The sequence below is a fragment of the Aliikangiella coralliicola genome (assembly GCF_007004725.1).
GTDB lineage: Bacteria > Pseudomonadota > Gammaproteobacteria > Enterobacterales > Kangiellaceae > Aliikangiella > Aliikangiella coralliicola.
In genome coordinates this window covers 482,166-503,349 of the sequence record NZ_ML660161.1, presented here as the reverse complement: position 1 = coordinate 503,349, position 21,184 = coordinate 482,166, and the positions used below count along the sequence as shown (strand labels likewise).

Here is a 21,184-nt window from a genome sequence, read left to right as displayed (position 1 = left end):
ATCAAGTGCAAGCTAATCTCGTGTATCTAACAAACGTCCTAGCCGAAGCTTGAATTTACTGTCGCTGAAAGATGTGGATCCAATTGGCTTCACTTACAAATACCAGCTCACCATTTGGTCCGATAGTGACACCTTCGTACTGTGGTGCACCGGTGAGGGAAAGTTCATCTAATACCTCTCCAGTTGTTCGATTGACCTGAATGACCTTAGCACTTTCCTGACTGACTATAAGCAGATGGCCAGTGCGCGGATCGTAGACCATACCGGCACAATCGGTAATCACTCCCGAAAATGCAGCTTCAGCATCAAAGGGCTCAACCACAACCAGATCATCGTCGTATCGCATCAAATCGTCTGGGTCTGGACTTGGTACATCAAAATAGACAACTCGCATGTGCGCCTGGCTATCTGAACGAGTACCTTCCTGACAAGCGTATACTCTTGCTGGAATATTGCCGCTCGCCGGTCTCGTCGCAACGCCTTCGAAGCCTTTGTTACTCCTCGGGCTGCCCAGTAGTCGATAGCCCGGCGTTACATCATAACTGCCATTAACGTTGGTGGTATTACTATCAATTACTGCTTTGTGTGCGTAATTGGCTTCGGTCACTATCATTACCTGATTTCCGGCCAGATGCGCCAAACCTTCAGTATCACTATTAATATTACCGCTCTTGGTAATTTCTCCCAGATAAAGAAAATCAGTGTTAAACCGATAAATCCTGGCAGCATTGTTTTGTACAACCAGGTATTGCTGAATTCCCGCATGCCAGGTGATCCCTGATGCATTATTGCTAATCTGGCCAACCTGAAACGCGTCGTTGGTTTGGCTGTAATCTGAAACCATTACATTTTCGCTACCGCCAAGACCATCATCAACAACGGCAGTGAAAGAACCCCCAATTTCCATCGTCCGTGACACGGTAAAGGTGCAGCTCGGTGTAAATCCGCAGTCAGCGCCGGTCCAGGCAGAAAGTTGATGGCCAACATCCGAAGTTGCGATTAATTTTAGTTGGGTACCAGCATCAAATTCTAATTCACATACTGACCCGCAATTAATACTCTCGTCTTCAGAAACAATGGTTCCATTTCCAGTTTTTGTGACTGTTACCGTGTAGGAAGCAAGCGCCTCAGCAAAAAAAGCTGTGGCGTTTTTATCTGAGTCCATGGTAAGACTGCATGTTTCATCCTGACCTGCGCAGTCACCTTCCCAGTTCTGAAAAATAAACCCACTGTCAGGTGTTGCGGTCAACACTATCTGCTGTTCCGCCGAATAATCATTGGTGCAATCAGAACCACAATTAATACCATCGATGTTAGAGGCAATACTACCTGGACCATTGACAGTAGTGGTTAAAGTGTAGGTCGCTACGACAAAAACAGCGGTCGCATTTTTATCTGAGTCGATAGTGAGCGAGCAACTAGCCCCCTGCCCCGCACAATCTCCCTGCCAGGCTTGAAACTCGAATCCTGACGCGGGTGTAGCAGTCAAAGTTAATTGCTGACCATCACTATAATCCTCAGTGCAGTCAGAACCGCAATCAATTCCTGCAACGCTTGAGGTAATTGTCCCAGAGCCAGTCGCTGTGGTAGTAAGGGTATAAGTAGTGTTGGGATTAGGGCTGGGTGAAATGCTTGCGGTTTCATTATCTTCACCACCACAACCAACAATCAGAATTCCAAAACATGCTAATAGAGAAATATTTTTTACAAAACAAAAAGCGGACTTAAGTATGTTTAACATTCGTTCAACTCACGTAATGGTACAGATGCTGGACCCAATTTTTCGCTCCTGCGAACACTTTTATTACCTCTCTTAGAAATCACAACCGTTCCTGAAAACATACCGAAACCTCAACAAAGTTAAAAACCTTGCCGGTTTCAAAGGTATATTCCCAAAAATAAATAGCTTATTCAGTCAGATAATAAGTAGTGGAAATTTGGCTCAACTCCTAGTTTCCCTGGATCAGACTCCATAGTAATTTATAAATTAGTTATCTTGTTGAAAGTTAAGCCTGAATATCAGGCGATAGCAATATGCATATTCCTATCAACAGCAATATCATAACCTATTTATAGTTGCAGAGCGCCTGAAAATCAACTCAAAATTTTTGATGGGGGCAGGGCATAACCCAATAATTATTTTAATAAGAAACGAAAAAAGCCAGATAGTTCCCTTATCTGGCGTCCAGTGTAAACGAGACTAATTGAGGAGTTTATGTATTCGATTAAGGGCGTTGGAAAATATGAATCCAGTTTGATTCACTCACAAAAGCCAGTTCGCCATTAGGTCCGATAGTGACACCTTCGTACTGAGGTGCACCAACAAGGTCCAGCTGATCAATCACTTCACCTGTTGCAGGGTTAACCTGAATGGCCTTAGAACTCTCCTGACTAACGATATACAAATGGCCTGTTCTGGGGTCATAAGTCATGCCAGCACAATCGGTAATAACACCGGCGAAAGCCGTTTCAGCGTCAAATGGTTCAACGACTGTTAAATCATCGTTATAGGACATTAATGTAGTTGGGTCAGTTTCAGGTACATCAAAGTAAACAACTTTCATGTGTGCAGAGCTATTAGAAGCGGTTCCTTCCTGACAAGCGTAAACACGCGCAGGTGTATCACCATCAGCCGGTCTTACAGCAACCCCTTCAAGACCCTTGTTGCTTGCAGGGCTAGGTAGTAATCGGAAACCCGGTGTTACGTTGTAATTACCATTAATATTTGTAGTGTTTTCATCAATAACAGCTTTGTGCGCATAATTAGCTTCAGTCACCACCATCACGCGGTTACCACCAACAAATGCCAAACCTTCGGTGTCACTATTGATATTACCACTTTTGGTGATAACGCCCATGTAGTTAAAGTCTTCATTGAACCGATAAATTTCCGCAGCGCCATTTCGCACAACCAGGTATTGTTGGATGTCTTCCTGCCAGGTAATGCCCGATGCATTATTGCTGACTTCACCAATCTGGAATGCATCGCCTGTAGGGGCATACTCAGAAATCTTGATATCTGCGCCGTTGTTTCCACCGTCATCGACTTCAGTGAATAATGCAACAACTTCAGTATTTTCAGTCACACTAAAAGTACAACTAGGCGTTGTTCCACAACCGGCACCAGTCCACTCTTTAAATTCATAACCAGCATGTGCTGTCGCAATTAATTTAACCGAGGTGTTTTCTTCGTAGTTTTCAGAACAATTAGAACCACAATCAATATTGCTGTCTTCTGAAACCACTCGGCCGTTGCCAGTCAAAGTAACACTCACTTCATACATAGTCGGCTCAGCGACAAAGACTGCAGTGGTATTTTTATCTGAGTTAATGGTTAAATTACAACTTGCGTCCTGGCCGGCACAATCGCCCTGCCAACTATCAAACGAATAACCTTCGTCAGCAGTAGCAGTTAAGGTAATCGATTCATTTTCTTCGTATTCGTTGTTACAGTCTGCACCACAATTGATGCCACCGTCAGTGGAAACAACCTGACCGTCACCGGACTTATTGACTGTCACCTGGTAAACCGTTGGCTCTACTACTACAGCTTCAAATCTAGCTTGTGTATTTTTAGCTGAATTCATCGTTAACTGACAACGCTCAGCCTGACCACCACAATCACCTTCCCAGCGATCAAATCGGAAACCAGCGTCAGGCGCAGCAGTTAGAGTAATTTGTTGATTTTGCGGATAATCGTTCTGACAATCGTTACCACAGTCAATTCCACCGTCCTCTGAAGTCACTCGACCACTACCAGACAAACTCACTGTCGCTCTCACCATGGTTGGCTCTATGACAATGACTTCAAACTTAGCCATTGCACTTTTATCAGTATTCATTGTTAATTGGCAACGCTCAGCCTGACCGCTACAGTCACCTTCCCAACTTTCGAATCGATAGCCGCTGCTTGCCGCTGCAGTCAAGGTAACTTGCTGATTTTGCTCATATTCGTTATTACAATCTGTTCCACAATTGATACCACTGTCTTCAGAGGTCACAGAACCTTCACCTGACAAGCTCACCGTTGCCTGGAACATTGTCGGCTCGACGACTTCTTCAACAAATACTGCAGTCGCGCTTTTGTTACCGTTCATAATAAGTTCGCAACTTGAACTGCCCGAACAGTCTCCCTGCCAGCCCTGAAATACGTAACCAGAAGCGGCATCAGCAGTTAGAATTACTTGTTGACCGTCAGCATAGCTATTGCTGCAATCGTCACCACAATCGATACCTTCAACATTCGATGAAACGCTTCCAGAACCATTAACGCTAATACTTAAGGTATGATCGACGGGTTGAATAACAACCGGGGGAGTTACGGTCTTTTCGCCAGAATCTCCACTACCACCACAACCAGAGATAAACAGGCCTAATCCTGCAAGAATCAAGACTTGATTGAGTGATGAAAACGCGGCTTTTAAAATGTTTGGCATTAGTTTTACTCTCAAAATAGGGACGGTACACTGGATAAAATTAACGTCCCATTTATCGGTAAGACTAAACTTTTCTAAACCCAAATAAAGGACATTTCATGATGAGAATGTAGACCTGTGAACCAAGTCTCACTTGAGTTGGGCATGAAGCACTAACAGGTCTTTAAATATCTCAACATGTTATTTTTATTATTCAATCTCAATTGCTTTTGATGTTCAAATCAGGAAAAAAAGAAAGGCAGGAAACACCAACCAACAAAAAAATCACCAATTTCAAGAGTTATCGAAAAACCAGACTTAAAGCCGATGCAAGATAAAACTGCAAAGCCAAGTTATGACTAATTGAAAAAGCCTGTCGACAAGCTCGATTTTTTGCTGATTTCAGTGGCATAAGATGGTATCTTACGCATACTCGAAAGGAACTGAAAACAAAAATCAATTAATTATATAACTGGTTGATTTTTATTATAATTTTATGCTTTTATCATATATCATTATGTTGTATAGAAATCTCAAAAAACTATCTTTTTTAATTTCAGCAATAGTCATATCATGGAGTAGTCCGAATTTCGCTCAATCAGTGGGATTTTCTGGACTGAATGACTACTCAAACATCAGCGAGCCATTTCAACTCACTGAGATCCCCTCTAATGCTTCAGGCATTACCTGGAACGAAAAGTTACAAGAGTTCCTGGTTGTAAGGAATAATGCAGCAACCATTTATCGTTACACGCCTGAATGGGACTTTATTGGTAGCATCACTAAATCCGGTAACATGAGCAATGACACCGAAGGGTTGTCGACTCTTGATAACGAAGATTTACTGGTGGTGACAGAACATGGCTTTGCCCATCGATTTGAACTCACAGAAAAGACCAGTAAGCTCAATGCCAATTATGATTCCGCACAAGCCTATCAGATTACCGAGTTGCCTAAGGTTAATAATAAGGGATTTGAAGCAATCGGATTTCGGCCTGGCAATTCACGCAGACCTGCACGTATTTATGTTGGACAGGAAGGCAGTAAAGATAACGAAAAAGCAAAAATGCGAATTTTTTACTTCAATATTCCGCTCAGTAATCTTTACGCTAACCGCCCCAAAAGTTTTAAAGACGGCTCCCTTACTGTCATAGAACCTTTTAAAGCCGAAGAGATGTTCAAACCAACTATAACTGACATTTCTGGTATGACTTTTGATGAGAGTGGCGAGCACTTACTGATTATTAGTCAGGAAAGTAGTAAGATCATTCAGGTTAATCCCGACAGCGGTGAAATTATCTGCGAATTAGCATTAGCAGGTGCACCCGCCTACGAAGGATTAACCTTTGGACCCGAAGGAGAGTTAGTCGCTGTGAGTGAAGGAAACTGGCTTCAGGTAATTAAAAAAAATCTAAAAAAGAACACAGCCGTTCATAAGGAAAATTAATGAAAGACCAGAGTATTATCCTTTTTTCATCTGATGATTGGGGATGGAAGACCAGCAAGTATCAGCTTTCAACACGATTTGCGAAAAACAACAAAGTCCTCTTTGTTTCATCGATAGGCTTTAGAGCGCCAAAAGCAACCGCCGGTGATATGAAGCGAATCTGGAACAAATTGGCCAGCTTTTTCAAAGGCGTCAAAAAGGTTGAAGAAAACCTTTATGTATTAACGCCCATTGTCATTCCTTTCGCACGCTTTCCATTTAAAAATGGCATTAATAAATTACTGTTGAAAATGCAGCTGGGCTGGGCCAAATTTAAACTCAAGTTCGATACGCCCTATGTTTTTGCTTTTTCTGAAAACTGGCTTGAATATGTCAGAAACATCAAGCGTAAAAAACTCATTTATTACTGTGTTGATGAGCAAGCAGGATTTGAAGGTCTGGATGCTGAAAGATTTATTTCCATGGATCGACAAATGAATCAACTTGCCGATGTCATTTTTTGCTCAGCAAGATCCCTTTATGAGAAAAATAAACAGAACAACAGCAATACGCATTACATGCCCCATGGCGTGAATTACAAACTGTTTGCATCAACGCTGGATCAAAGCGTACAAATCGCTGATGACATGGCAACAATGAGCAAACCTGTATTCCTGTTCTTTGGTCATATCTCTTATGATTGGGTAGACAAAGATCTGGTTAAATTTCTAGCCAAAGAAAGACCTGAATATTCTTGGGTTTATGTCGGTCGATATTCAATGGATGCTGATGAGTTTGCCGGTTATAACAACGTTCATGTTATGGGTGAGCGGGATTTCGAACAGCTACCAAGTTATTGTAAAGGCGCTGATGTCGGTACAATACCTTTTGTCTACTCTGATTTGACCAACAACTGTAATCCGTTGAAACTACCTGAATACTTTTCAGCCGGTTTACCCGTTGTTTCAACCAATATCCCAGAGGTGCAAAAAAGCTATGGCGAAGAAACTTTTGTAGCCAGCAATAATCAGGAATTTCTAGAAGCTTGTGATCAGGCATTAGCCGAAAATGATGATTCCAAAAGGCAGCAGCGTTCTGACAGTATGCAAGAACAAAGTTGGGAACATCGCGTCAACAATATTTACGAAATTATTTTAGCTCACCGATAGAGACAAATCGCAAAATAAAATAAGCGTTTAAAGGAATGATCTATGTGCGGAATCGCAGGTATCCACAATTATAAAACTCGTGCGCCGGTTAACCAAAGTGATATCACCGCCATGTGTTCGGTTATTACCTATCGTGGACCGGACGGATATGGAGAGTACGTCAACGAACATACAGGGCTGGGGCATAGACGATTAACCATCATCGATACTAATGAACGCTCCAACCAACCCATGCATAGTGAAGACAGTAAAGTGTCTATTTGCTACAACGGTGAAGTCTATAACTACGTTGAGCTAAAAGCTTCATTGTTAGAGGCAGATGTTAGCTTTCGCACCAAGTCCGATACTGAAGTATTACTTAACGCTTATATCCACCAGGGAATCGAGAGCGTTGAGAAATTTAACGGCATGTTTGCGTTTGCGATCAGTGACACAACAAATGATCTTTTTTATTTAGCGCGGGATAGAATGGGTATAAAACCCCTTTACTACACCGAAACTAAAGATGGGCTGGCATTCGCCTCTGAAATTAAATCGCTACTTCAATTAGATGATGTTAAAGCGCAGGTTAACGAAACTTTAATTGATAGTTATATGACTGTTGGCTACTGTCCCACCAATGAAACCATGTTTAAGGGTATTCACAAGGTTCCGCCCGGCCACTACATTAAAGTTGAAAAAGGCACTCTGTCTTTGCACCAATATTGGGATATGACTTTTGATAAGTCTGAAGACAAAGGTGAAGATTATTACGTCAAAGAAACTCAGAAATTATTTGAAGACTCAGTCAGACTGCAACTTCGCAGTGACGTACCGCTGGGCGTGTTTCTAAGCGGCGGCATCGATTCATCCGCCGTTGTCGCCATGATGCGCAAGCTCGACGTTAAAGACATTAAAACCTTTTCTGTTGCCTGGGATTACGGCAAAGATTTCGATGAAACCGAATATGCACGTAAAGTGGCCAAGCAATTCGACACTGACCATACCGAATATTTTATGTCGGCAGAAGATTTTCGGGATTTCTTGCCCGGCTATATCCGCCATATGGACGAACCTGTTACCGAAGCAGCAGCGATATCGCTCTATTACCTAGCGAAAAAGACAAAAGAAAAAGTGACTGTCGTATTATCAGGTGAAGGCTCAGATGAAGTTTTTGGCGGCTACCCAATTTATAAATATATGCAGGTCGTCGAAAACTATAAAAAAGTACCAGGCGTACTGCGAAAGGGATTGATAAACCCAGTCCTTAGAAGCCTTGGCGTTAAATGGAAAAAATATGCCGATCTGAGTGAAAAGTCCATAGAAAATAGTTATTCCGGCGTTTCCTTTTATGAGGAAAGCTTGAAACAATCTTTGTACACCGATCAATTTGCTAAAACTTGTGAAAAGCACTCTAACTTTTCTAACCTGCTGCCTTACTATCAAAACACTCAAGACCAGGATCTACAATCTAAAATGCAATACCTGGACTTAAAAACCTGGCTGGTTGATGACTTGTTAATCAAGGCTGACAGAATGAGTATGGCGGCCTCACTTGAGCTAAGAGTTCCATTCCTTGACCACCGCTTCCTGGAGTTCGCGGCAACCATGCCGAGCAAATACAGGCTCAAAAATATGGAAAATAAATACATTATCAAAAAAGCGATGGAACCTTACCTCGATAAAGAGATTCTCTATCGGAAAAAACTCGGCTTCCCCACGCCGCTTGCAGTAATGTTTCAGGGTGAACTCTATGATTATGTCGCCGGAATTATTGATAGCGAAAAAGCTCATGCACGCGGTTATTTTAAGCCCGAAATAATCAAACAACTACTGACAGAACACAAAGATAAAACACGCGATCACCATCGAGTCTTGTGGCAATTATTAGTTTTGGAGTTGTGGCACCGAGAATTTATCGATTAACCGACTTTCAACCCCACCATTCTCGCTTTATTATCAAATAGTGTTCAATATCTAGCGTCGGTGATTACCGGCGCTTCGCCAAATTATTAATCTGCAATACATTCGCCAGGCCGCTTACCTTTAAGTAACCCGAGTTCTGGGTAAGAATAACCAAAATCTTATCATGTCATAAAGTCGTTACTATTTGATGTTCTAATTCTCACCAATCGATCAGTTGAAAAGTATTTAATCGTTATTCGATTATCTCTCCCATATGGACATATACAATTGTAACCCTTTATACGTTGATCTCGACGGCACCTTTACCAAGTCAGATCTATTATTTGAAAACCTGGTGGTTGCGCTAAAGTCCAATCCTTTCATTATATTTTTATGTATTCCCTGGCTTTTAAAAGGGAGATCTTACCTCAAACATAAGCTCTCAGAACACGCAGATATTAAAACTGAATTACTTCCACTAAACGCCGAGTTTTTTTCTTTTTTATGCGAAGAGAGAAGAAAAAATAGAAAAATTATTTTGGCCACAGCCAGCAATGAAAAATATGCAGAGAGCGTCTGCCGTAACTTTGATCTTTTTGATTCATATATCAGCAGTGACAAAGAAAACAATTTGAAAGGCCAAACCAAACTCGACAAGATAAAGTCTTTGTCGAGTAAATATTCTTACGCAGGTAATTCAAGCGAAGACTTCATATTGTTTGAGCAAGCAGAAGAGAGCTATTTGGTCAATCCGACACCAAGAGCGAAAAAAATGCTCGCCAGGGCAAAAATTTCTCAGCTATTTGATGTTAGAAATTTCGACCTGAAAACCTGGCTCAAACAACTAAGAATTCACCAGTGGTTAAAAAACTTGCTGATCTTAGTTCTCCTGTTAGTTTCAGGTAACTTTCTGAACATTGATCTATTACTCCTGTCTTCGCTGGGTTTCATCAGCTTTAGCTGTCTGGCATCGGCGACTTATATTGTCAATGACTTGCTGGATTTAGAAGCAGACAGAAGTCACCCGCGGAAAAAATTCAGGCCGTTAGCCGCCGGTGAAATTAGTATTGCCAACGCGAAAATCATTGCTTTGGCTTTGTTTACTTTCGCATTTCTTGTTGGTATTTCTTTTAGCATCAGTTTTACCCTAGTCTTAATCGCTTATTTAGCACTAACGCTCCTCTATTCATTTAAGATAAAACAATATGTCGGCCTGGATGTTGTTGCACTAACGACACTCTATACCATCAGAATTATCGCCGGTGCCGCAATTCTAAATGTAACCGTTTCTTTTTGGCTATTCGCTTTCTCGATGTTTGTGTTTTTAAGTTTAGCGCTAGTGAAACGCTGCGCTGAACTTAAGTCGCATGAAGAACAAGAAAAAATTCGGTTAAAAGGCAGAGATTATAATATTTATGACTACCCCGTATTGATGAGTCTGGGGATGTCCTCCGCCATGTTGTCGGTCTTAATGTTTTGTTTTTATGTGAACAACAATGTCCTGACAAACCAATATCAAGAGCCGACTTTGCTTTGGATGGTGGTACCGGCTTTAGGTTATTGGATGATGCGAATGTGGATCAAAACCAATCGAGGTGAAATGCACGACGATCCTATCGTATTTTCGCTAAAAGATAGAGGTAGCATTGCGACCATTGTATTTATCGGCGTTATCGCAGTCGCAGCACAAGTATTATGAGTCTTTTTAATTTCTCTTTGATATTAGTTAGCGTATCTCTTTCTGTCGTTGCACAAATACTACTAAAAGACGGCATGTCGAATAGCCATGTTCAAAATGCTCTACAGTCAGGCGCTATTTCTGCAATCACCGCAGTTTTTTCCAATCTGTCTGTTATCGGAGGTTTAGCAACCTACGTCTCCAGCGCCGGCGTCTGGTTGTTGGTGCTATCTAAAATAGAAGTCAGTAAAGCCTACCCTTTTGTAGGTTTAGGGTTTATCGGCACCATGTTTTTTGCTTATTGGTTTTTGAATGAGCCATTAACCCTTTCTAAAATGTTCGGAACACTCCTCGTCATTATCGGTATTTTGCTGATTTCATTAAGTTGACCACTACCAATGAATAAAAACCCGGCTTTCAATTTTAAGCTTGAGTGGGTGTTTTTCCTGCTTTCGTTTGTATTAATACTACTCATTAGTTTTTTGATTGGTTTTGCACCTATTACTGGCGATCAAATATGGGGAGCGACAGCCACACTTGGCTCTCCGCTGGATAGTATTATTTTTACTTTAAGATTTGATCTTCATCCTCCACTTTACTATCTGTTACTCGATCTATGGGCAACGATAAGTCAAACAGACTTCTGGCTGCGAGCTAGCTCGATGTTTTTACATTCGCTTATCGTATTATCCACTTATACGATTGCGAAGAAAAAATTTTCAGTGTCAACAGCTATCTACGCCAGCCTTTTTGTCTTTGCATTGCCGTTGCTACTGAGTTATTCCACTCAACTCAGAATGTACTCACTCATCGCATTAATTTCTTTGTGGCAGTATCATCATGTTGATAACTATTCAAATGGAAATGACAATCGAGTTTGGCCGATATTAGGATTGGGAATATTGCTAGCTAATACTCACGCCATTGGAATTCTTTTCGTTTTTTTTCATTTTATCTATGGCGCTTGCCGCTTAACCGCCAGTAATAATAAAAAGTTAATTAGATGGTGCGCCGGCCATTTTGTTGTTGTTGCTTTCGCTCTACCAGCGGTCGCCAACTCTCTGTTTAAATCTGCAGGACACGCAGTCGCTCCCAGTTTTAACGATGTACTACAGACGGCTAATAGATTATTTTTAGATTTACCCGATCAATTAATTTACATTTCTGTATTCATATTCCTGGCGTTAGTGGTCAGCCTGTCAATTTCAAAAAAGACTCGACTGCTTGTGCTATGTTACCTGCTCTTGCCTTTAGTCATGTTTGCCGCAATCTCTTTTTTAATAAAACCGCTCTGGCTAACAAGAAACTTCGCTTTTGCACTACCAATACTGGCGATCACTTTGAGCATCAAGCTATCTGAAATGAACCTGCCGTCGAAACTCAAGCTCGCTATTCCAATTCTATTTATTATCGTTAACCTGTCTCTGTGGATAGAAAATTCAGCGCAAACGAATAGCCAAAATAATTTTGCTAAAGTAACCCATTACTTTCGCCAGGAAACCAGCCAGGCCACCGGAAAAATATGTATTGTTTCAGTCAACCAACTTAATACTTTTTGGTCGTTACTCCGCTATCTGGATAAACCTGACTGGGGTCACTCGTTAAAAATACAACCGCCCACAAATGAGCGATGGCAATCGACAATTAATAAAATTCCAAAGGATTTTGCCAGATTATTAAAACTAATCGATAGTAGAAATTATTTTGAAAACGAACAAATTGTAATTTCTTCAGGGCCAAGTGATCGTTGCGACAAAGATGATATCGACGCAGTGTACTTAATTGCAGAAAATCAAAACATCGAAGAGTTTCGCTCGGAATTTTCACTACAAGATCGTATGGGTGTATATCGCATTTTCAAGAAAAACTAAGTTATCGTAATCTGACTTAACGAAAGCACCACCCAACTTTTATTTAAGTTCCGAATGTTTTTGTTGGGTTACGCTGCAAAAAAACGCAGCTAACCCAACCCACATTACAGCAGCAGCTAGCTTATTCAGGCGCTTCAGTATAAGCGATACCACTTTCTCCATCTGCATAAATCGCTTTTACTCCGTAGCCTTCACAATTTCCAGAGTGATTGTAGACTAACTTGTCTTTGTCCAAAGTTTTTAACACAGTATTTCCCGATGTGACACAAACCACTTTCCATCCAGTCACCGCATCTCTGCGCGAACCACTAAGATGCTCCCAGGCGACCCGGTTAGTTTCTCCCTTATCTTTCACCCTGACAACTAACGGCGGTATATTGGGGTTAGTATAGCCCCAGAAATATTCAGACATCGATTCGCCTTCTGCCACAGCACCTCGATTACCGTCAATGTGCACAGTACCACCGCCGACTTTATAGGCGGCGGGGTTATCATAGCTGCGCATTTTTGCGGCAATGATATCTTCACCACCAATCGGCCAGCGGCGGGCAGTTGTCAGCTCATCATACTTGTCATCACCATAAAAAGTATCAGACCGCCCACGAAAATAAAGTAACGAAATCGGAAGATACTCAGGCGCAGTTCCTACATCGTTCTCACCTTCAACATTTTTAAGCACCACGCCATCTTTCAGCTCAATGTCATTACCATCAAATGCATCGCGCTCATTATCACTATCAAATGACTCAGCCTGTCCAAAGAAAGAGTTGGACACATGGGTTTCCTTATCGGCCTGCAAAAGCAAATTACCGCAGAAGCCTCTCTGTGGCGTGCAAGTTCCGGTTGAATCATAAGAAACAATGTGGTCCCAGATATGAACCGGGCCCGCTTTCTGATCCATTAATGACAACGACAATTCATTATTGACGGCCAACAAACCTTCGGTTTTTAAATTGGCTGCCCGTTGTTCACAACCCGTCGCCGGATAAGCCTCAAGGCCTGCATAGTGAGTGTAGTGTGGCGCTGCAATCGCAAGTGAGTCAAAAATCGTATTGTCCTGACTGAGGTGGGCTCTATCACAATAATTACTAAAACCACCAAAAGGTTGTGCGCCGCGATGCTCATCTAATCTCACAAAAGAACGACGTGTAATAGAACCGGTTGTGCTGCGAGTCATGATGCCGTATCGATTGTGCCCCCAGTCATAGCTGTTTTGAAATACCGGCGTGCCACCATTAATGCGCATTCCCGCTTTCGAACATTGGCCGGCGGTTGATTCATCATAATTACTACAGGCTCTTCCTGAAGTTCCCGCGCCGGCCGCGCCGATAAAATCGAGTAACAACCGATTAATTTCCGGTGGGTCGTCTTCAACAGTTACCGCCGACCGCTGTACATTTTCAATTGCAAAACCAACCACTGCCGCATAACTAACATCGGAGAACTGAAATGCATTTCGCTGTTTGGGCAAGTTTTCATTGGCAGTTCCCGAAATGGTAACGCCTCCCGGACTACGTGCAATAACGGTACTATATTGGAGCGCTGTTCCTGAGGTTGGTGACGTCGCTCTAAAGGCATTCTCGGACGAGTCATCTTTCGTTATCGAAACCGGGTAGACACCGTCGGGAAACACAATTGTATCGCCGCCCGTCATCGCTTGACCGGCTACACCAATATAGGGAGAGATTCCATCTTCTCCAGCAACACGCAAGCGGCTGGTTCCTGAACGATCAACATGAACGACCATTGAGCCATAAGCCGTTTCAGTATAGCTACTGCACTTTATGCGAATGTGAAAACCTCGGCCATAAGCAAGTTCGCCAGTATCCCAGGAAATGGCGCCAGTTTCTGAATCAACCTTTACGTCATCATGGCCCATATCTTTGCGGCAAATCGAAAACTCGCCATTAATTTGGGGCTGAAACTGAAATACCTTACCGTGTTCAATTTCGTGCATTCCCATATCAGCAATAGTGAGTTCGGTGGCGATAACAGCGAAAGTTGCGGTAACGACTTTATCTCCATTCAAAAACAAAGAACAAGGTTCCTGCCCACTGCAATCATCTCCCGCCCAGCCGCTAAATATATAACCATCTTGTGGTGTCGCCGTTAGTACTACATTGGTATTCCGGGCATAAGCCTGGTCACAGTCGTTGCCACAATCGATACCTTCCGGTTGAGAGGTGACCATCCCTCCCTCATTTTTAGAGACAGTTAAGGTCGACTTAGGAATAAATATCGCGGTGACCAGACGATTCTGACTCATAGAGAGCTGACAAGTATCTGTTCCATTACAATCACCGCTCCAACCATCAAAAGTATGTGTGGCCTCTGCCGTTGCAGTTAGTGTCACATCGGTATTTTCGGTATAGTTTTCGGCGCAATCGGTGCCACACTCAATCCCAACGGGTTGAGAGCTGACCATACCGCCACCATCATTCACCACATTTAAACTGTATTCCCCTAGCTGAGTTTCTTCGCTGAAAACAGCTGTCACTGCCTGGTTCTGACTCATCGTCACCTGACACCTTGATGTTCCAGAGCATGCACCGGACCACCCTGAAAAAATAAAGCCTTCAGCAGGAACCGCGGTTAAGTCAACTGCCGTGCCATCGTTGTAGTTTTTACTACAATCACTACCACAATCGATACCTGAAACGTCTGAAGAAACACTGCCACTACCGTTAACACTCACTGTTAATGTGTATTGTGTTATCCCGCCGCCACCGGAACCGCCACCACAAGCAACTAGCAATAAAAAAGTTACACCAAGGCAGTTACTAAATTTATAACCGCAGATGAACCGGGCATTCAATATCATCAAAATATTCCTTTAAGTCATCACTCTTAATTGAGTTGAGCTGAGTAGGCTCTAGTATCAGCAAGGCTCGTGACTTTCATGTTACAAATTTATGAAATGACGATATTTGTTGGTGAAACAGCTTGTTATCAATTAAACCTGTGAATGAATTCACTTATCGGTGCAGGATGTTTTGACCTGAATTAATCATGCCTCTTCATCACGCCACTTTGAGCGTATTCAAAGAATTAGTTCAGTTCAGGTTCAGTTGAGCGATGACGAATGCCATCATAAGAAAAGCCTTACCGGATTCATTCCAGCAAGGCTTTTTGGGAGTTACTTGGTTAATATCGAAATTGATCGACTTGAAATTAATTACTCAGCGGTCTCGGTATAAGCTATACCACTTTCACCGTCAGCATAAACTGCAATAACGGCGTAACCAGAACAGCTTCCTGTATGATTGTAGGTCAGTTCTTCTTTAGCCAGAGTCGCCAATACCGAATTGCCTGAAGTTGCGCAAACCACTTTCCAGCCGGTAACTGCATCGCGACGAGAACCACTCAAATGCTCCCACGCGACACGCTTGCTCGCGCCTTTGTCTTTCACTCGAACAACCAGTGGTGGAATATGCTGATTAATATATCCCCAGAAATACTCAGACATTGATTCACCTTCAGCCACAGCACCTCGGTTACCGTCAATATGAACTGTGCCACCACCCACTTTAAGTGCGTTGGGGTTATCATAACTGCGCATTTTTGCTGCAATGATGTCTTCCCCCCCGATGGGCCAACGGCGCACGTTGGTTAACTGATCGTAGTTGGTGTCACCGTAAAAGGTATCTGAACGACCTCTGAAATATAGCAAAGACTCAGGTAAATATTCTGGCATATCACCAACATCGGCATCGCCTTCAACGTCTTTTTTGGCGACTGTCGCTGCATCCAAAACAACATCGTTAGTATCAAAAGCCGCTCTGGTGTTACTTGAGTCAAACGATACTGCCTGGCCAAAAAATGAATTAAACACGTGCGTCTCTTTGTCTGCCTGAAGTAACAAGTTTCCACAATAACCGGTTTGTGGAGTACATGTACCTTTCGAGTCATAGGAAACAATATAATCCCACACGTGGACTGGACCGGCTTTTTGATCCATTAATGACAAAGATAAATCATTATTAACGGCCAACAAACCTTCTGTCTTCAAAGTTGCATCATCATTTTCACAACCCGTTGCCGGATAAGCTTCCAGTCCAGCATAATTCTTGTAGTGTGGTGCTGCGATGGCCAATGAATCAAATACCGTATTATCCTGGCTCAAATGAGCAGAGTCACAATAATTGCTAAATCCGCCATAGGGCTGGTCGCCTTTATGTTCGTCTAAACGAACAAACGAACGACGAGTGATAGAGCCTGAAGTTCGGTTTGTCATAATCCCGTACCGGTTGTGCCCCCAATCGTAACTATTCTGAAATAGCGGGTTCCCATCGTTAAGTCGCATGCCGGCATTAGAACATTCTCCAGAGGCAGCTTCAGAGAAATTGCTGCAAGAACGTAAGTTAGTACCTGCGCCCGCAGCTCCAACAAATTCGATTAAAACCTTGTTGACGCTCCCCTGACTCGTTACTGAAGAGCGCTGCACGTTTTCAATCTGAAATCCAACCATCGCCACATTGCTAATGTCGCCGAACTCAAATGCATTCTTTTGCTTACCAATATTTCCATTGGCTGTACCCGAAATAACCACTTGCCCTGGATTACGCGCAATCAGCGTACTTAATTGTGTAGCTGTTCCTGGAGTTGGTGCATTTCGTTTAAATGCATTTTCATAGGTTGCATCCCCACTCACAGACACAGGGTAAACTCCATCAGGGAACACAATGGTATCGCCACCGGTCATTGCACGGCCAGCAACTCGGATGTATTCAGAAACACCATCTTCCCCGGCCACACGTAAACGACTGGTACCTGAATAATCCACATGCACTACCATCGCCGCATAAACACTTTCGGTATAGCTACTACACTTAATTCGAATATGGAAACCTCGACCAAAGGTCAACCCGCTGGTATCCCATGAAATTGCGCCTGTTTCTGAGTCAACCTTAACGTCATCATGCCCCATATCTTTACGGCAAATTGAAAACTCACCATTAATTTGAGGTTGGTATTGAAACACAGTGCCGTGGTCAACTTCGTGCATTCCCATATCAGCAATGGAAAGCGCGCCGGCAGAAGTTGCAAATGTCGCTGTGACCGCTTTGTCTGCATTCATAGTCAATGCACAAGTCGATTGACCCGTACAATCATCGCCGCCCCAGCCGCTGAAGGTGTATCCCTGATCCGGTGTTGCAGTCAATGTCACGCTAGTATTCGTTGCGTAAACCTCAGTACAGTCGTTGCCGCAATCGATCCCTGCAGGCTGAGAGGTCACAGAACCACCTGAGCTTTTAGTGATGGTTAATGTGTATTCTGTTGGCGTATCTTCGGTAAAAGTTGCTGTTGCAGCGCGATTTTCGCTCATTGAAAGCTGACAAGTTGAAGTGCCGCTACAATCACCACTCCAACCAGTGAAGGTATAACCGCTATCCGCAGTAGCAGTCAAAGTCACATCAGTGTTTTCCATATAGTTTTGTGAGCAGTCACTTCCGCAGTCGATCCCTGCCGGATCCGAAGTCACGGCTCCACCACCGTTATTAGTCACCACTAATGTAAATTCGCCGGGTTGCGCATCTTCAGTAAATGTTGCTGTGACCTGTTGATTTTGGGTCATTGAAACCTGACAAGTTGAGGTACCGCTACACGCGCCGCTCCAACCACTGAATGAGAAACCGCTATTCGCAACAGCAGTTAAGGTTACATCGGTATTTTCAGCATAGCTTTCAGTACAGTCACTGCCACAATCGATGCCAGTTGGTTGTGAAGTTACCGTTCCACCACCACTGTTATTGACGGTAAGGGTGTAATCAACAGGTTGAGTATCTTGAGTAAAGGTTGCAGTAACGGCTTGATTTTGACTCATGGTGACCTGACAGGTTGAAGTGCCAGTACAAGCACCAGACCAGCCAGAAAATGAATAACCTGCAGCAGGGGTCGCGGTCAGGGCCACCATAATGCCGCTGTTGTATGCTTGTGAGCAATCACTACCGCAATCAATACCAGAATCATCAGAAGCGACGCTACCACTGCCGCTGACTGTCACGGTCAGAGTGTACTGAGTGGTTCCACCACCGCCACCATCATCTCCGCCACCGCCTCCGCCGCCACAGGCGATCAAAAACAGCGACAAAAAAGCCGCACCTATATAATTACTGATATTTAAACCACCTGCAGACTGGACATTTAACATAATCAAGATATTCCTTTGGGTCACCGCTAATAATTGAGCTGACATTGCTATCGGTTAGACTAGCGATTTCTATACTCCTAAATTGTGATTTGGGTGCTTTTTCCTACTAAAAATAGACCTTATTGACCCAACATGTGAATTAATTCACAACTTAGCTAACAATTCTGCCCTAGATATTTCGCGAAGAGATTCGCAATAAATTTAACACTGACTTATTAAACTGACAGTTCATCTTGGTGGGAATGACTGAATCCTCTGTTTTTGATGAACCGGTTTTGGACCTTAAGTTTAGGAAAAAAGGTCATTTTAAACAAGCCACTCTATAATATACAGTTAATTGATTTACTCGCTTTATATTTAAATTGCCTTATTAGAGAGGCTTCTCAATATAGGCAATCCCACTTTCGCCTCCTTCATAAACTGCTTTCACCGCGTAATCCTGGCATTGGGTCGATTTTGACTGATAAACAAGCTGATCAGCCTGCAATTGTGTCAAAACTTGCTCCTTTCCAGTTAAACATACGACTTTCCATTGTTTTACCAACGCCTGCCTTTTAGTAACAAACGGTTCCCAGCTAACGCGGTGATACTTTCCTTTGTTTTTTACTCTGACCGCTAATGGCGGGATTTTTTTATCAATATACGACCAAAAATAAGCCGACATAGAGTCGCCTTTCGCCACGGCTCCACGATTTCCTTTTATATGGACTTCGCCTCCACCCACTTTAAACGCCTTGGGATTGTCATAGCTGCGCATTTGAGCCGCAATAATATCCTCGCCACCAATAGGCCAGCGACGGACATTGGTGACCTGATCATAGCCTTCATCGCCATAAAAAGTGTCTGAGCGGCCGCGATAGTACATCAGTGGCTGCGGCAAATATCTCGGCACCTCACCTCTGCTCGCTACACCCGGAATGTCCCACAGTGTCACACTATCATCCAAAACCACATCTTTATTATCGAATGCCGTCGACTTATTCTCGATACCGCCAAAGCTTCTTGCCTTGCCGAAAAAAGAATTGGAAACTTTAGTGAGCTTATCGGCTTGCAATAACCAGTTTCCACAAAAGTTTCTCTGTGGTGTACAAGTCCCCTGAGAGTCGTAAGAAACAATATGCGACCATTGATGAACCGGTCCTTCCTTTTGATCCATCAATGATAAAGACAATTTATTGTTAACTGCCAACAATCCTTCTGTCTTCAGCTTGGCATTGAGACGCTCACAGCCAGTTGCAGGATAGGCTTCAAGCCCGGCATAGTGCTTATAGTGAGGTGCGCCAATCGCCAATGAGTCAAATACTGTGTTGTCCTGACTTAAATGGGCTTCATCGCAATAGTTGCTAAAGCCGCCATAAGGTTGGTCGCCTTTGTGTTCATCAAGTCTGACAAATGAGCGTCGAGTAATTGAGCCAGATGTACTACGGGTCATAATACCGTATCGATTGTGGCCCCAATCGTATGAGTTTTGAATTAGCGGAGTACCACCGTTCACTCGTAAACCGGCGTTGGAACATTTTCCCGTTTGCGACTTTTCAAAATCAGAACAAGGTTGCATCCAGGTGCCGGCTCCGGCCACACCAACAAAATCAATTAGCAATCGATTTCCTGGCGCAATGGTTGTAAACCCGGAGCGCTGAACATTTTCTATCACAAAACCGACAATCGCCACAAAATGGGTTTCAGAAAACTGGAACGCATTTTTTTGTTTTGGCCATTTGCCATATGGTGCCCCGGAAACAATTGCGCCACCAGGATGTTGCGCTATTAACGTCGAAAACTGCTCTTCAGTTCCCTTCTTTGGCGCGCTTCTTTTAAAAGCGTTTTGATATTTTTTTTGAACTGATACAGGGTAAACACCATCAGGAAATACGATGGTATCACCACTTTTCATTTCCTTGCCTGCAACACCGATGTATGGAGAAACCCCATTCTTTCCCGCGACTCTTAACTTGCTTTTACCCGACTTGTCGACGTGAACAACCATTGACGCATAGGTAGATCCGGCATTGTTGCTGCATTTTATTCGAATATGGAAACCTCTACCGAAAGCCAGCTTTGAAGTATCCCAGCTGATTTTGCCGGTTTCTGAATCAACAAAAACATCATCATGTCCTAGATCTTTGCGGCAAATCGAGACCTTGCCTGTTATTTTGGGTTGAAAACGAAATACCTCACCGTGCTTAACCGAATGAAGCCCCATATCTTCTATTTTTAAAAATTTATCTTTCCCAAGTAAGTGAGTATGGGCGAGCTTGGTTGCTTCGGCATTCACCGATGTCGATTGGTCATTATTAATTTTTGTCGATGCAAAAGAGAGCTGATTAAAACCACCAACCGCTCCAATAATGAAAAAAATGATGTGAAAATTTAAACGATTTTTCATAAGTTCCGCTAATCTAAAATTCCTTGTCACGAGCAGTCGCAATACTAACAGGCTTGAATTAGAGAAGCGAGATGATCAAAAAGTAATTATTAACCTCTTTTATTTTTCTTTGGAAAAATAGATAATAGCGCCACTCAAATCAAATTGACTCAGCCGTATCAATTAAGTTCCAAATGAGCTCCGTTTAAGCGCTTACAGCGGACA

General features: G+C 42.9%; 11 protein-coding genes. 6 read left to right on the top strand and 5 right to left on the bottom strand.

The window, feature by feature from the left end:
• Positions 1-55 precede the first annotated feature (55 nt).
• The gene (locus tag FLL46_RS05035) at positions 56-1,741 is read right to left on the bottom strand and encodes an InlB B-repeat-containing protein (RefSeq protein ID WP_142892387.1); all 1,686 of its coding nucleotides are present in this window, start codon (positions 1,739-1,741) and stop codon (positions 56-58) included.
• 484 nt (positions 1,742-2,225) lie between these two features.
• Positions 2,226-4,436: an InlB B-repeat-containing protein gene (locus tag FLL46_RS05030; RefSeq protein WP_142892386.1), complete on the bottom strand. Its 2,211-nt coding sequence runs from the start codon at positions 4,434-4,436 to the stop codon at positions 2,226-2,228.
• A gap of 580 nt (positions 4,437-5,016) precedes the next feature.
• Between FLL46_RS05030 and FLL46_RS05025 the strand changes: the two genes are divergently transcribed.
• The 6 genes from FLL46_RS05025 to FLL46_RS05000 all read left to right on the top strand — a co-directional run bounded on the left by FLL46_RS05025 (position 5,017) and on the right by FLL46_RS05000 (position 12,443).
• Positions 5,017-5,862: an SdiA-regulated domain-containing protein gene (locus FLL46_RS05025; protein ID WP_168204056.1), complete on the top strand. Its 846-nt coding sequence runs from the start codon at positions 5,017-5,019 to the stop codon at positions 5,860-5,862.
• Positions 5,862-7,010 carry a glycosyltransferase gene (locus FLL46_RS05020; protein ID WP_142892384.1) on the top strand — a complete coding sequence of 383 codons (1,149 nt, stop codon included), beginning with the start codon at positions 5,862-5,864 and terminating at the stop codon, positions 7,008-7,010. The genes FLL46_RS05025 and FLL46_RS05020 overlap by 1 nt, the downstream gene beginning before the upstream one ends.
• Positions 7,011-7,052: 42 nt before the next feature.
• Positions 7,053-8,915 carry an asparagine synthase (glutamine-hydrolyzing) gene (gene asnB, locus FLL46_RS05015; protein WP_142892383.1) on the top strand — a complete coding sequence of 621 codons (1,863 nt, stop codon included), beginning with the start codon at positions 7,053-7,055 and terminating at the stop codon, positions 8,913-8,915.
• A gap of 253 nt (positions 8,916-9,168) precedes the next feature.
• Positions 9,169-10,593, top strand: a complete 1,425-nt coding sequence (locus tag FLL46_RS05010; RefSeq protein WP_142892382.1) for a UbiA family prenyltransferase — start codon at positions 9,169-9,171, stop codon at positions 10,591-10,593.
• Complete coding sequence (locus tag FLL46_RS05005; protein WP_142892381.1) at positions 10,590-10,961, top strand: EamA family transporter; 372 nt, start codon at positions 10,590-10,592, stop codon at positions 10,959-10,961. The genes FLL46_RS05010 and FLL46_RS05005 overlap by 4 nt, the downstream gene beginning before the upstream one ends.
• Before the next feature lie 9 nt (positions 10,962-10,970).
• Positions 10,971-12,443 (top strand): glycosyltransferase family 39 protein, encoded by a 1,473-nt coding sequence (locus tag FLL46_RS05000; RefSeq protein WP_142892380.1) that lies wholly within the window; start codon positions 10,971-10,973, stop codon positions 12,441-12,443.
• A 121-nt stretch (positions 12,444-12,564) separates the two neighbouring features.
• Here the strand turns inward: FLL46_RS05000 and FLL46_RS04995 are convergent, their stop codons facing one another.
• From FLL46_RS04995 to FLL46_RS04985, 3 genes are all read right to left on the bottom strand, one after another.
• Positions 12,565-15,264, bottom strand: coding sequence for an InlB B-repeat-containing protein (locus FLL46_RS04995; RefSeq protein WP_142892379.1), 2,700 nt, complete (start codon positions 15,262-15,264; stop codon positions 12,565-12,567).
• Between the two features lie 354 nt (positions 15,265-15,618).
• Positions 15,619-18,594 (bottom strand): InlB B-repeat-containing protein, encoded by a 2,976-nt coding sequence (locus tag FLL46_RS04990; RefSeq protein WP_168204055.1) that lies wholly within the window; start codon positions 18,592-18,594, stop codon positions 15,619-15,621.
• 370 nt (positions 18,595-18,964) lie between these two features.
• The gene (locus tag FLL46_RS04985) at positions 18,965-20,980 is read right to left on the bottom strand and encodes a hypothetical protein (RefSeq protein ID WP_142892377.1); all 2,016 of its coding nucleotides are present in this window, start codon (positions 20,978-20,980) and stop codon (positions 18,965-18,967) included.
• Between the last annotated feature and the right edge of the window lie 204 nt (positions 20,981-21,184).

Coding starts and splice junctions, on each gene's coding strand:
- FLL46_RS05030 (WP_142892386.1), bottom strand. CDS start 4,436: ATGCCAAACATTTTAAAAGCCGCGTTTTCATCACTCAATCAAGTCTTG.
- FLL46_RS05010 (WP_142892382.1), top strand. CDS start 9,169: ATGGACATATACAATTGTAACCCTTTATACGTTGATCTCGACGGCACC.
- FLL46_RS04990 (WP_168204055.1), bottom strand. CDS start 18,594: ATGTTAAATGTCCAGTCTGCAGGTGGTTTAAATATCAGTAATTATATA.
- FLL46_RS05035 (WP_142892387.1), bottom strand. CDS start 1,741: ATGTTAAACATACTTAAGTCCGCTTTTTGTTTTGTAAAAAATATTTCT.
- asnB (WP_142892383.1), top strand. CDS start 7,053: ATGTGCGGAATCGCAGGTATCCACAATTATAAAACTCGTGCGCCGGTT.
- FLL46_RS04985 (WP_142892377.1), bottom strand. CDS start 20,980: ATGAAAAATCGTTTAAATTTTCACATCATTTTTTTCATTATTGGAGCG.
- FLL46_RS05020 (WP_142892384.1), top strand. CDS start 5,862: ATGAAAGACCAGAGTATTATCCTTTTTTCATCTGATGATTGGGGATGG.
- FLL46_RS05005 (WP_142892381.1), top strand. CDS start 10,590: ATGAGTCTTTTTAATTTCTCTTTGATATTAGTTAGCGTATCTCTTTCT.
- FLL46_RS04995 (WP_142892379.1), bottom strand. CDS start 15,264: ATGATATTGAATGCCCGGTTCATCTGCGGTTATAAATTTAGTAACTGC.
- FLL46_RS05000 (WP_142892380.1), top strand. CDS start 10,971: ATGAATAAAAACCCGGCTTTCAATTTTAAGCTTGAGTGGGTGTTTTTC.